Raw genomic sequence first — 14,026 nt, 5'->3', positions numbered from 1 at the left:
CAGTCATTAAAATTACTACTTACCTTGACAAATAAACATTGGTCAAAGCAAACTTGATATCGGATCTAATCTGATAAGTTAGCTACAATAAACAAGACTTTGATAAGTTTTGAAGGCTGCGAGCACAATTTTAGAACAGAATATACAGAGATTATGACTTTTTTCGGTTGCCACTGTATAAAACATTCAGACTGCGTTGTATAAAATTTGTTACAAGATGGTTGGTGACAAAACTTAATCATGGAAATATGGATAAAATCTGATGCTGAATTTACCTTCTGAACCTAAATCATCTTAATTGAAGTATCCTGATATACAAACTGCTAGAATATAGAGTTACACAGTCTGGAGTTAAAAGAAACTTAGACGAGAAGATAAAAATAGCCATATAAGAAAATAAAACCCTGTTTACAAGATTCACGTATATTCTTATTCATCTAGAGTGATGTGCATCCACTAATATCGACCTTATTGTCTTATTAACTGCAAATACAAATCAAAATGAGTAATTCTTTGTATCACCTTTCAACACCTGAACGGAATGGAAAACCTGCATTTTCCATGCTAGAAACGCAGCAACCATTCCCGTGGTCGGAGAGCCAAGCTGATGATTGGGATTTGCGGAATTTTCTCGATTTAGCTCGGCGGAGAGCCTTAGTTATTGCAGGGGTGGCAAGTTTTGTCATGGCTGTGGTTTCTGGGGTTACTCTGACTAAAACAGCAGAGTATGAAGGGAACTTCCGATTGTTGGTAGAACCTGTAAGTAATGAGACTAATGGCTTACCAAACTTAGTGCAGGGAAATTCCAATCTGACAGGTAAGCAAGGGCTGGACTATGAATCTCAAATTCAGGTTCTCAAGAGTCCTGAGGTTATGAAGGATATTATTAAACAGTTACAGGTTAGTTATCCAGAGATTGATTATGCTAATCTACTGAATGATTTAACCATTAGTCGCTTGGGGGATACAAAGTTAATAGAAGTTCGTTATCGCAACCAAGATCCAGCAAAGATCAAGATTATATTGCAGCATATGGCGGATTCCTATCTCAATTACAGTCTGGAAAAACGCCAAACTAAATTACGTCAGGGTCTGCAATTTGTAAATCAACAACTCCCCACTATAAAAAACAGGTTTGAGAATCTGCAAAAAGAACTAGAAATATTCCGCCGTAAAAATAATTTTATAGATCCAGGTAGCCGGGGTACACAGATAAACGAACAAATAAAACTATTGTCAGAGCAGAGAGTAGCTGTAAATCAAGAATTAGCAAAAGCTAGGGCTAATTTTAATAGCTTGCAAGGAGAAGAAGGAGCTTTAGCTATACTCAATAGTTCCCCAGTATATCAAAATTTGGTGGTTAAGGTTAGGGAGTTAGAAACTCAGTTGGCGGGAGAATCTACCCGTTTCTTGGCAGATAGTCCATCTATGCGAAGCTTAAGAGAAAAAAGAGATAAATTATTGCCAATTTTACGCCAAGAAGCAAACCGAGCTGTAGGACTAAAACTAGCAGAAGCAGCGACGGAAATCCGGAGTTTGCAAGAGCGCAGTCAAATTCTGGGAAAAACGGAGCAACAGTTACAAATACAATTTCAAAGACTGCCGATATTGGCACGAAGATATACGCAATTGCAGCAACAATTAAAGGTTGCTCAAGAGAGTCTTCAACGGTTTGTCAATACCCGTGAGAATTTGCAAATAGAAGCAGCACAAACAGAACTTCCTTGGCAATTAGTGCAAGCAGCAAATGTACCTCAAAATCCTGTATCTCCAAATATACAACGGAGTCTGATTTTGGGATTAGTAGCTAGTCTACTGCTGGGAATTGGTAGTGCTTTGTTGATTGAGAAGTTGGATAATACTTACCATTCACTAGAAGATATCAAGCAAAAGTTGAAGCTGCCAATATTGGGAACTATTCCCCTAGATAAAGGACTGCACAAGGCAAGTTATAAAAAAAGCGATCGCCAATTTACTCAAGAAAAATTATCTTCAGAGAGTACTACAGAATGGGTTTCTTCGGAAATTTCTAGCAGGGTGGCAGTTGATGCCAAAAATCATGGTATCGAAGAAGATGTGTATCTTACTCAATCTCCACAATTTTTGGAAGCATTTCGAATTCTACATACTAATATTCAATTATTGAGCAGCGATCGCCAAATACGCTCTTTTGTAATTACTTCAGCAATACCTGGAGATGGAAAATCCACCGTTGCTTTTTATCTAGCACAAATAGCGGCAGCTATGGGTAAGAAGGTACTGTTAGTTGATGCAGATTTACGTCAATCCAAAATTCACAGTATCTCTCAGTTAAAAAATGTATGGGGGTTGACTAATTTAATTTCCACCGATATGCCCCAAGAGCAAGTGATTCAGCAAATGCCTTTTAGTCGGAATTTCTCTGTCCTCACATCTGGACAAACACCACCGGATCCAACAAAATTACTGGCATCCGAGAAGATGAGAGGACTAATGAAAGATTTTGATGACAAATATGATTTGGTAATATATGATGCTCCTCCTATCCTTGGTCTTGCGGATGCTAGTTTGTTAGCACCAAATACAGATGGTCTCATCTTGGTCAACAGGATGGAAAAAACAGACCGTTCGGCACTGAAACAAACTTTGGATACTTTGAGGATGTCCAGGGTGAATATTTTGGGGATGGTTGTTAATGGTGATAAGAGTCGTTTTAGCCGTTACTACGATAAATATTACCATTATGCTCAAAAGTCATAGGATTGAGAGAACTAGGGTGGGATGATTTATTTCACCATTTAGATTTAGTAATTATTTACATAGTATCTCCGCAAATAATGACTTAATTTATACTTTTGGCTTCTCCCTGGGAGTACTTGTACCAAGAGAGAAAAATGATTGGGACACATGGAAAGAAAGAAAAGTTTATGTAATAAATCTTTCACAATCCAAAATCCAAAATCCAAAATAGTATTAGGCTCCCATCCCAGAATAATGTTTTAATCCTCGTCGCCATAACCAGCGATTAATGCCGAAAAAAAACAATAGCCAACCTAGTATTAACAAAAATCCTCCCTTTAAGTTCACTGGTAAACCAACTAAAATACTAGCTGGAAAATTTATTAAATAAGGGAAAGGTGTAAATAAGATAATTGCTTGTACAGATTGGGGAAAAACATCTAAAGGGGCAATTAATCCTGACAAAAATAAATAGAATAACAACCAAAAATTTTCGATGGCGCTAGCTCTTTCCGTCCAGAAAGCAAAAATGGCAAAGGTATATTGAATTAGAAACTTTAGTGCAAATCCCAAGGTAGCAGCCAAGGAAAATAATAATAAATTTCCTAGATTAGGCAACCAAAATGCTTGAGGATAGAGTAAGAAAAATAATCCTAGGAGTATAATTACGAAAGGGAAACGAGCTATTCTTTCTGCAACATGAGAAGCTAAATGATGCCATGCTGGATCTAGGGGTTGGAGTAATTTGGGTGAAAGTTTACCCTCTACGACTTCTTTCTCAAAGTCCCAAATTACCCACACAACTGTTATTTGCCTAACTAAAAAAACTGCGAAGAAATAACGGGCAAATTCCACAGATGTAAATCCAAATTGCCCACCTGGTGCTGCTTTTATCCATATACCCATAAGAATAATAGGTAAAGAGCCGGAAAGTATCCACAGGATTAATTCGGCACGGTATTCCACCATATAAGCGTAGTAGACAGAAAGCAAGGTGAAGGCTTTTCTCGTAATTTGCTTGATGTATTGCATGGACTTAAGCAGGCTCTAGGTTGAAAAAGGCAGAGGAGCAGGGAGCAGGGGCAAGTAAAAATTCTATTTAGATAATTGGTGTTGCAAATTATTTTTCATCGGGACTGCCTTCTGCCTTGCTCGAAGGACTGATAAAATTTTGGATTGAGACTGCCTCAACTAAACTATCCCCGTTTGAAATACTCGTCCGATTGTTTCTTCTATGGGTGGCTCGCTCACCGTTAAATCTATAACTTCCAAATGGGATAAAATTTGGGAAACGGTTTTGGTGAGATTTTCTTGAGGTACTATAAAGCTCACTGATCGCCCATCAATATGTTGCACATCACCATAGAGTAGTAGATTTTCCCTGGGCAAGGGTTGAGCTAATTCTAAATGAATTTCCCTGTAAGGAGCAAAGCGTTCTAACAATTTATCTAAGCTACCATCATACATCAATTTACCTTGGTGAATGACTAGTACCCTTTGACACAAAGCAGTTATATCAGCCATGTAATGGCTAGTTAATAATACCGTTGCCTGATAACGTTGATTATACTGACGTAAAAAATCCCTGACTCCCACCTGAGCATTAACATCCAATCCCAAAGTCGGTTCATCTAAAAATAAAACTTGAGGACGGTGTAAGAGTGCTGCTAATAATTCGGCTTTCATCCGTTCTCCCAAGGAGAGTTTACGTACAGGTTGGTTTAACTTACCTTTTAAAGACAACATCTCTGTTAATTCACCTACCCGCAGACGGAATTCTGGTTCCGAAATATTGTAGACGGCGGCGTTAATTCTTAAGGAATCCATCGCTGGAATATCCCATAGTAGCTGCTGCTTTTGACCCATTACCAAGGTGATTTTTTGCAAAAAAGCTGCTTGACGATGGAAGGGAGTATATCCAGCCACCTGAACTTCTCCACTCGAAGGATGAATTAGTCCAGTCAGCATTTTTAAAGTAGTGGTTTTACCTGCACCGTTGGGTCCTAAAAAACCTACCACCTCTCCAGGGACAATTTCAAAGGAGATATCCGAGACTGCGGCTATGGAACGGTAAGTGCGGCGAACAAAATGGGCGATAGTACCCTTAAAACCTGGTTCCTTAATGGCGATGGGATATATTTTGCTGAGATGGTGAGCAACGATGGTAGACATAGATTTTCGCTTAACAGTTAGAGCGGTTAGCAGTTATACCATTTTGGATTTTAGATTGTGGATTATGAAAGAGTCACTGCATAAGCTTTTCTTTCCATCTGTCGCAATCATTACGATATCGGGATACTTAGGTTACAATTCTGTACTACTAAGTTTTGATAACTGTTGACTAATTCAAACGACCTGATCGCAAAATACTGATAATTAACCACAACCCTAATAAACTCGCCGCAGCAAATAATATGTTACTGACTAATAATAACTGAGCCGTCTGGGCTCTGCTGGAAATAATTGCTGCACCCATGATCAGAGAACCCACTAAAATACTAAAGGAAAGGCGATTGGCTGCATCATCCATAGTACGGCGTAAGCTATCTAAACCCCGGATGGATAAGTTCCACTTGAAAGTCTCTGAAGTGACTCGATCTAGGATTAACTCAATTTGACGAGGAGATTGTAAAGAAAGGCTTTTAAGATCCAATACTGTTCTCAGGAGGGAGCGCATGGGACTATTGCCAAGTATTTGCCTCCTAACTAAATCAGTAATCAATGGTTGAATCTCATCAACAAAATTTAATTCGGGGTTTAATGTCCTTGCTACCCCTTCTAAGTTTGCTATGGTTTTGGCATATAAGCCCATATTACTGGGCAGGCGAATTTTGTTGTTGCGGGCAATTTGCAGAATTTCATAAATGACTTGGGAAAAATTCATCTGAGCTAGGCTGAGATTGTAATATTTCCGCAACATGCGATCGTAATCATTTTCCAGGCTAGATAAAACTACTGTTTGGGTAGAAGTTGCTAACTGTAAAGTTAATTGGGCACACCGTTGTACATCTAAGTCAACAATTGCTAATAACATCTCAGTTAATATTTGCTGGGTGCGCGGATCGAGCCTACCCACCATGCCACAATCTAATAGAGCAATACGCCCATCAGGAAGATAAAATAGATTTCCTGGATGGGGATCGGCATGAAAAAAGCCATCAACGTATATCTGTTGGAAAAAGGTACGAAAAAGTAAAGTGGTAATTGCCTTTTGGGGCGTGATTTTATCTCCTTCAATATTTATATTGTCAAAATTTGTTGACAATATAGGTGTACCATCGATCCATTCCATAACTAGTAATTTGGGGGAACTGAAATTCCAATAAATTTCTGCCACTACTATTTGCTGGGGATCAAACCAATAACTGTGGGATAAATTACGCCGCAATTGATCTGTAAAGCTAGCTTCCCTGGTAAAGTCTAATTCTGCTTCTAATGCCTGACAAAATTCTTCCGCAATGGATTTGATTTCGTAATTTTGCCCAAATTCAGTGCGAGCGACTAAATCAGCAATTCCCTGTATCAGAGCAATATCTTTGGCAACAGTAATATCAATTCCCGGACGTTGAATTTTGACTGCCACTTCCCCACCTTCAATCAGTGTTGCTCGGTGGATTTGAGCAATGGAACCTGCCGCTATGGGTTCAGGGGTAATACTACTAAATGTTTCTGATAAAGTAGTTTGTAATTGTTGGCGGATTACAATTTCTATATCCGACCAAGGTACTGGTGGTACTTCGTCTTGTAGTGTTGATAATTCCTCAATATAATCAGCATTCAGCAAGTCAGGGCGGGTAGAAAGTAGTTGACCTAATTTGATATAAACAGGCCCCAAATCCACCAAGATATTTTTGAGAACAGCAGGTGTAGGTAATTGGGGTTCATCGGTTTTGCCACCTGTGAGTAACCTCCGCATATAATCCCAACCATTACGGAGCAAGATTTCGATGATTTCTCGTTGACGAGGAACTGTTTGAGTGAGGAACATAATTTTTAAGAGTGGCAAACCTAGGGATTAGTAAGCCACGGTGTAAAGAAAGCTATTGTTTAAAGCAGATGTAAAGCTTTGCAATTTCTGAGCTAGTGAATATCTAGATCTATTACACTAGCTAAAAACATGATTTAGAGTAGGGAGGTAAATCTCGGATCAGCTTTGAGCTTGTTGACTAATTGCTTAATTTCCTGAGTCCGGTCTTTTTTGACAATCAGAGTGATGTTGCGATCGCGCACAATCACCACATCCTCTAAACCAATAGTAGCAATTACATCGTCTTTATCGGTAGCATACACAATTGCGCCTTGAGTATCCAAGTTGATATGGGTAGCCATTTCGACATTAGGATTATTTTCTTGTTTGAGTAAACGTTCAACAGCATTCCAATCACCTAGATCGTCCCAATTAAATTTTACAGGTAAAACATATGCCAAACTGGTTTTTTCCATGAGTGCATAGTCTATACTTTTCTTAGGTAGTTGGGAATAAATATCTGGACCATATTTTTCAATAGGTTCAATAATTTCCGGAGCATGAATATGCATTTCGTCAAGTACAACACTTACACGAAAAATAAATATCCCGGTATTCCAGCAAAATCTACCTGTGGTTAGAAAATTTGCTGCTGTTTCCTTGTTAGGCTTTTCAGTAAAGCGGTTGACGTGATAGGCTGGCAAATTATCAAAGTGACCAAACTCTTCGCCCTGTTCAATATAGCCGTAGGCAGTTGAGGGAAATGTTGGTTCTACCCCTAAAGACACAATTGCTGGTTCGCTTGCCGCAAGTTGCACTGCTGCATTTAAAGTATGTGTAAACTCTTGATGGTCAGTAATCCAGTGGTCAGCAGGGAAAAACCCAACAATTGCATCTTCTCCATAACGTTTTTTGATTTCTAGGCTTGCCCAAGCAACAGCAGCAGCTGTGTCTCTTCCTTGTGACTCAACTAATAAATTCTGAGATGGTAACTTTGGTAGTTGGGTTCCTACTCCTGGTGCTATTTGACTAGAAGTAATAACCCATAAATTTTCCCAACCATCAGCTAAGGATAAAAGTCTATTTGCGGTAGCCTGCAAAAGACTTTCAGAACTGCCATCTAGACTCAGAAATTGCTTGGGGCGATCTTGGCGACTTAATGGCCAAAAACGTTCGCCTTTACCACCGGCAAGAATGACGGGAAACAAGGAGATTTTCATATTGTCATAAAAATTTATTTGAGAATATTTCAAGTTTACTGTGGTCTTTTCTACTGGCAAGGGTAGCTTGCATTAACATAACTCTATTATGTGAGTGGTTGAGTGGGGAGTTATTTGTGGTTAAACAAATTCAGGGAAGTAAACAAAATCGGTTAACTAAGCAAAAAATCAAGCAAAAAATTAAAAAGTTATCTAGTCAGAGAACTATCAAGGAGCCAAGAGCAAACATTGTTCGCAATTCTCCTAGTTCTACTGGTTCTATACCCAGTCAGCTTTATTATCGGCTGGGATTAAGTATACCCAGGTGGCTATTTTGGATTTTGACGATTTTTGTGGGGTTAACTTTATCAGGGCTACTAGTCTCAACTTTAGCTCTTTGGACTCCTCTGTGGAGCGGTACGGACAAAACAGAAGAAGAACTAGGTTGGGCTCAAAATGATCGAAAACAGTCCATTGCTGGGGAATTATGGCGTAATATTTCTGAGTATAAGCTGACACAGCCGATGAATATCTTGGTGTTGGGGGTCGAACCAGTACCTGATGCTGTGGATGGTTCACCGGAAAGTTTTACGGCTCAAAGCGACACGATGCTAATGGTCAGGTTTAATCCGGAAAAAGACAACAAAACTGTGAGGGTGCTGTCCATTCCTAGGGATACCATGATTGCGATCCCAGAAAAAGGTTTAACGAAAGTCTCCAAGGCGAATGCTGATGGAGGAGCTGTATTAGCTGCACGAATGGTCAGCCGCACTTTAAGTAATGCCCCCATTCATCGCTATATACGTATATCTACCAATGGACTACAAGAGTTAGTAGATCAGTTGGGTGGAGTTGAGGTTTTTGTACCTCAACCAATGGTTTATCAGGATGCAACCAGTGGATTAGATATTAATTTAGTTAGTGGTTGGCAAACTCTGAATGGGAAACAGGCCCTGGATTTTGCCCGTTTTCGAGAACAAGGAACGGGTGATTTAGGAAGGGTACAACGCCAGCAAGCTTTGCTTGTAGGGTTAAGGGAACGTCTGTTAAGTCCCAGCGTTTTACCCAAATTACCCCAATTAACTCGGATGATGGGTAAATACCTGGATACTAACTTGAAGGTGGAAGAAATAATGGCATTGGTCAACTTCAGTTTGAACTTAGAACAGGATAAGTTACAAATGACCATGCTACCTGGCACTTTCAGCCGTTTAAGTAGAGATCCTGATAGCTACTGGTTAAATTTGACGGGTAAGGCTCAGCTATTAGATGAATATGTGGGAGTGACTGTGGGAGGGCTGAAACCAGATAAGCGATCGCTCACTAGTTTAAAGATTGCTGTACAGAATGCTACAAGTAATTCACAATTGGCGAAAAATGCGATCGCTTACTTCCAACAACGTGGTTTTACTCAGGCTTACCCAGTCGCTGATTGGGCAGATGACCGCAGCAGTACTAAGATTATTGTTCAGAAGGGCAACTTAGAAGCCGGAGAACAAATACAACAAACTTTGGGTTTTGGAACTGTGGAGGTTTCCGCTACTGGGGATCTTGAATCTGATATTACTATTCGTATTGGTAAAGATTGGCGGTAGAGGAGGAGTTAGGGAGTAAAGGAGTGAAGGAGGGAAAATACAATTCATAATTCATAACTCCTGATTATTAATTTTCCTGACAAACTGCTAAATTTCAGGTTAAATATTTGCAGGTATTTGCCGGAAATTATTTGTGACACAAAAAAAAGCTGCTCGTTCGATTGTGGGAATTGCGGGAATTGTTGCCGCAGCTACTCTAATTAGTAAAGTTTTTGGTTTAGTACGCCAGTTAGTTATCGCTGCTGCGTTTGGGTTGGGACCAGCTGCTGATGCTTTTAATTATGCTTATACTATCCCTGGTTTTCTGCTGATATTACTAGGGGGGATCAATGGTCCATTTTATAGTGCCATCGTCAGTGTTTTATCTAAGCAAGATGATGAGGATGCTGCGCCTTTGGTAGAAACTATTACTACTATTGTCGGTGTAATCCTAGTAGTTGTGGCAATTATATTGGTAATTTTTGCCCCCAATATCATTGATTTATTTGCACCTGGTTTAAGAGTGCCAGAGAAAGAGATTGTGCGAGCGATCGCTATTCAACAATTGCGGATTATGTCGCCGATGGCGGTGTTAGCAGGGTTGATTGGCATTGGTTTTGGAGTTCTCAATGCTGCCAACCAATTTTGGTTACCTTCCATTAGTCCCTTGTTTTCCAGTGTGTCTGTGGTTTTGGGAATCGGCATTTTATTTTTACAAGTTGGTAATAAAATTAGCACAACAGAATACGTAGTCCAAGGAGGAATAGTTTTAGCAATTTCCACGGTGATTGGAGCTGCTTTGCAATGGATAGTCCAAGTAATTGCCCAAGTTAAAACCGGGGTGAGTAAATTGCGATTGCGGTTTGATTTTCACCACCCAGGGGTACGGGATGTGATGAGAATTATGCTCCCGGCGACCTTTTCCTCGGGAATGTTACAAATTAACCTCTACACAGATTTGTTTTTTGCTTCTTTAATTCCTATTACTGGGGTAGCAGCAGGTTTGGCAAATGCTAGTTTACTGGTGCAAACGCCATTAGGAATTATTTCCAATGTGATTTTAGTACCTCTATTGCCCTTGTTTTCTCGGCTCACCGATCCTAGTGATTGGCAAGAACTTAAGTTGCGTATTCGCCAAGGATTGTTGCTTTCCGCTTTTACCATGTTACCTTTGGGTGGATTAATGGTAAGTCTCTCTGTAACCATTGTTAAGGTTGTATACGAACGAGGTGCATTCGGAGGTACGGATTCTAATTTAGTATCTTCTCTATTAGTGGCTAATGGGATCGGCATGTTCGTTTATTTGGGGCGCGATGTCTTGGTGCGGGTATTTTATGCCCTTGGTGACGGTCAAACGCCATTTCGCATTAGCATGGTAAATATTGGGTTAAATATTGTTTTAGATTATACTCTCATCCAGTTTTTTGGTGCTCCTGGCTTGGTATTAGCAACGGTAGGAGTTAATTGTAGTTCTATATTCATGTTGTTATTTATACTGAATCGCAAGCTCAATGGGTTACCTTTGGTGCAATGGGGCCTACCTATTTTTGGCTTGGCGGCAGGAAGTATAGTTGCCGGTGGAGCTAGTTTTGCAACCTTGCAACTGTGTCAGCACTTCCTAGGTACAAATGGTTTAGCCATTATGCTATTACAATTAATAATATCTAGTTTAGTGGGTTTATGCGTATTTGGTGCGATCACAACAGCCATGAAACTACCAGAAGTGAATGTTTTTGTTGCCGGAATACGTCGGCGTTTGATCAAATAGTTGGTAAATATTGTCTAGTGGAATAATATTTATATCTGTACATAGCTGCGATATGCACCTTAACCTTGAGCAGGAGAGAAACGTGAGCATATATCTCGATTCGGCAATCATCGCTGAAGCCCAAGCTGCCAAAGAATTGGGGTGGGTTAAGGGCATTACTACTAACCCCACTCTACTGGGAAAAACTGATTTGCCAGTCGCAAATACATTGCAAAAACTGGCAGCACTAACTCCGGGATCGGTTTTTTATCAACTTGTTTCATCAGACTTCCATGAAATGGTGGGGGAAGGTGAACAAGCTTTTGAGATTCTCGGCAAACAAACAGTACTGAAAATTCCTGCATCCTTAGTGGGTTTTCAGGTAGTTACTTGTCTCTCCGAGGAAATTGATTGTGCAGTCACAGGTATATATAGCCCAGCACAAGCCGCTATAGCTGGGGAAGCTGGAGCAAAATATGCAATTGCTTATGTGAATCGAGCCACTAGGTTATTAGGGGATGGAGTGGCTTTAGTTGCTGATATGAAGAGTGTTTTGGCGAGTAGTACCACAGAAATAATGGCGGCTAGTATTAAATCTCCTACGGAAGCCGTGGCATCTTTGAAAGCTGGTGCAGATCATCTGACTTTGCCTTTGAATATGCTACAGTCTTTAACTAATCATGAACTTTCGTTACAAACTATTGACGAATTTGCCAGTAATGGCAAAGGACTTGTGTGAGATCATCTGTGGCAGAAGGAAGAGGCAGGGAGCAGGGAGCAGGGGGAAGAGGGAAAGAGGGAAAGAGAGAAAGAGAGAAAGGCAAAAAGCTTATTACTTCTTTATTCTCCCCACACTCCCTCATTCCTTCCTTGGTTGCAAAAAATCCCCTACAACTTGATTAAAAGTATCTGGTGCGCTTAAAAATGGCCAATGATTACCGGGTATGGGACACAGACGTAAATTGGTTAAGTATTTTTTGTAAGGCTTGAGTTGGGAGTCGAAGCGGTTCACTCCTCTATCTGGTTGGACAAACAGAGTGGGAGTTGCTACAGGAGCAGTTAAGCCAGGAACTAGCATTACTTCTGCAAAAATGCGATCGCGGGCTGCTATAGTAAATTTACTACCCCAACTACCATCAGCTTTTTGTTCTATACCTGTTTGAAATACTTGTTGTTGTAAGGGAGTCCATTCTTTGTATTGAGTTAACTGTTTGGCTTTTGCTTGGGCTGATTCATAACTAGTAAATGGTCCCATTCCCTGGAGAGAGGAAAGAACTCGAAATAATAAGGGAAATGTCAGTTTGAGAAAACTGGGCATCTTCCAAACAAAAATGGGGTCTACTAACACCATACTCTTCAACCGTTGGGGATTTTGTCTTGCCCAAATGCAAGCTAATTTACCACTCCAGGAATGTGCGACTACATCGGTAGTTTCCCACCCAAGATGATCCATAAGAGCTGATAAATCCGCAATCGCACTTGCAAATTTATAATCTGTTTCTGGCTTACTACTATCACCATGACCCCGCATATCTGGGGCAACAATATGATAATCTGTTGACAAATAATCACCCAAACTAGACCAAACTAGGCCGTGATCTGCTAAGCCATGTAGTAGTAGTAGGGGTTTTTCCCCTTGATGCCATTCTAAGTAGGAAAGTTGAATATCTGGGAGAGACAAACTTTGGCGTATCGGATTCATGGCAATTTGAGATAGGAAGCAATTATGGGTGTTTCAAGATTCAATTCCCATTAAACCAAGTTGCTGTCGATCCAATCTAAAATGACCCGATTTATTTCTTCTGGGTTCTCGTCATGGGGACAATGCCCCACATTATCCAACTGCAATACCTGTAAATTCTGATTGTACTGGGCAAATTGTTGAGCAAGGGCTGGGGGAACAAATTTATCTTGCTGTCCCCAAATTAATAACATGGGAATTGTTAAATTTGGTAAAATTTGTTTGACATTGGGACTAAAGTTAGCACTGATAGTCGCTTTAAACAGAGCCACAAATGCCCGAGCAGAACCTCTATCTTGAGGAGGTCCGGCTAAAATGTCAATCAATTCATCAGTGACAGCTTCCGGGTTAGCATAGGCGATCGCAGCCCAACGGCGCAACACAGTTGGTTGGCGAACTATCTTAAACAAGGGTTTCAGCAATAATGGTGAAGCGATGAAATTTTTGATGGCGGCGACAACAGGATGTAAAAAAACGGGGATTGCCTCTAATTCTAAAGCAGGATCAGGCAAACTCATCATCACTACCCCTTGTACCATCTCTGGATAAGTTGCAGCCGCAGCTAAAGAAATTAAAGAGCCAATGGAGTTTCCTACCAATACCACTGGTTTGCGGATAAAAGTTTGCCAAAAATCGTAAACCTGGTCTACCCAAAGCTTGATGTTATAACTAACAGGAGCCTTTTGAGAAGCACCAAAACCCAGCATATCTAAAGCATAAACTGTATGGCGATCGCCCAACACTTGCAAATTATGTCGCCAATGACCTATGGAAGCACCAAAACCATGGAGCAAAATCATTGGCACTTGTTTACTAGATTTCTCATGGGGACGAATGAAGGTATAGCGAGTTTGCCAACCCCGCCAAACCCAATCCCTCTGATTCCCAACCTTTTGTTGCCACTGCACAACTGTATTCAACCCAGCCTCCGCTTTATATTTAATTGCCCCTAGCTACTTATTTGTTTGGTTATAAGTAATCAAACAAAAATATTTACCATTATTACGAACTACGCGAAGTAATCCTAACCCTTGTGATTGCTTCGTTTCACTCCGTTATACTCGCAATGACATTGTGTAA

Annotated in this window: 10 protein-coding genes; 4 read left to right on the top strand and 6 right to left on the bottom strand. The window is 40.3% G+C overall.

All coding sequences use genetic code 11. From position 1 onward, the window contains the following. Positions 1-501: 501 nt before the first annotated feature. On the top strand, positions 502-2,739 hold the full coding sequence (locus CALSC_RS18195; RefSeq protein WP_088242708.1) for a GumC family protein: 2,238 nt from the start codon (positions 502-504) through the stop codon (positions 2,737-2,739). 213 nt (positions 2,740-2,952) lie between these two features. On the opposite strand, the gene CALSC_RS18190 is transcribed toward CALSC_RS18195, so the two are convergent. The 4 genes from CALSC_RS18190 to CALSC_RS18175 all read right to left on the bottom strand — a co-directional run bounded on the left by CALSC_RS18190 (position 2,953) and on the right by CALSC_RS18175 (position 7,905). Continuing rightward, positions 2,953-3,741: an ABC transporter permease gene (locus CALSC_RS18190; protein WP_088242709.1), complete on the bottom strand. Its 789-nt coding sequence runs from the start codon at positions 3,739-3,741 to the stop codon at positions 2,953-2,955. 168 nt (positions 3,742-3,909) lie between these two features. Next, positions 3,910-4,890: an ABC transporter ATP-binding protein gene (locus CALSC_RS18185; RefSeq protein ID WP_088242707.1), complete on the bottom strand. Its 981-nt coding sequence runs from the start codon at positions 4,888-4,890 to the stop codon at positions 3,910-3,912. Positions 4,891-5,059: 169 nt separating this feature from the next. Then, the gene (locus CALSC_RS18180) at positions 5,060-6,706 is read right to left on the bottom strand and encodes an ABC1 kinase family protein (RefSeq protein ID WP_088242706.1); all 1,647 of its coding nucleotides are present in this window, start codon (positions 6,704-6,706) and stop codon (positions 5,060-5,062) included. A gap of 134 nt (positions 6,707-6,840) precedes the next feature. Further along, entirely contained in the window at positions 6,841-7,905 is a 1,065-nt protein-coding gene (locus CALSC_RS18175; protein WP_088242705.1) for a mannose-1-phosphate guanylyltransferase, read from the bottom strand. A gap of 116 nt (positions 7,906-8,021) precedes the next feature. Here CALSC_RS18175 and CALSC_RS18170 point away from each other — a divergent pair, with 116 nt between their 5' ends. The 3 genes from CALSC_RS18170 to CALSC_RS18160 all read left to right on the top strand — a co-directional run bounded on the left by CALSC_RS18170 (position 8,022) and on the right by CALSC_RS18160 (position 11,944). After that, the gene (locus tag CALSC_RS18170) at positions 8,022-9,479 is read left to right on the top strand and encodes an LCP family protein (RefSeq protein WP_200817680.1); all 1,458 of its coding nucleotides are present in this window, start codon (positions 8,022-8,024) and stop codon (positions 9,477-9,479) included. A gap of 133 nt (positions 9,480-9,612) precedes the next feature. Then, positions 9,613-11,226 carry a murein biosynthesis integral membrane protein MurJ gene (gene murJ / locus CALSC_RS18165; RefSeq protein WP_088242703.1) on the top strand — a complete coding sequence of 538 codons (1,614 nt, stop codon included), beginning with the start codon at positions 9,613-9,615 and terminating at the stop codon, positions 11,224-11,226. Positions 11,227-11,308: 82 nt separating this feature from the next. Continuing rightward, the gene (locus CALSC_RS18160; RefSeq protein ID WP_088242702.1) at positions 11,309-11,944 is read left to right on the top strand and encodes a transaldolase family protein; all 636 of its coding nucleotides are present in this window, start codon (positions 11,309-11,311) and stop codon (positions 11,942-11,944) included. A 120-nt stretch (positions 11,945-12,064) separates the two neighbouring features. On the opposite strand, the gene CALSC_RS18155 is transcribed toward CALSC_RS18160, so the two are convergent. Then, positions 12,065-12,907: an alpha/beta fold hydrolase gene (locus CALSC_RS18155; protein WP_088242701.1), complete on the bottom strand. Its 843-nt coding sequence runs from the start codon at positions 12,905-12,907 to the stop codon at positions 12,065-12,067. Between the two features lie 50 nt (positions 12,908-12,957). Then, entirely contained in the window at positions 12,958-13,866 is a 909-nt protein-coding gene (locus CALSC_RS18150) for an alpha/beta fold hydrolase (RefSeq protein WP_088242700.1), read from the bottom strand. Positions 13,867-14,026: the final 160 nt, after the last annotated feature.

Source organism: Calothrix rhizosoleniae SC01 (genome assembly GCF_900185595.1).
Taxonomy (GTDB): Bacteria; Cyanobacteriota; Cyanobacteriia; order Cyanobacteriales; family Nostocaceae; genus Calothrix_A; species Calothrix_A rhizosoleniae.
The sequence above is the reverse complement of the archived record's forward strand: the minus strand, read 5'-3'. Positions and strand labels throughout refer to the sequence as shown.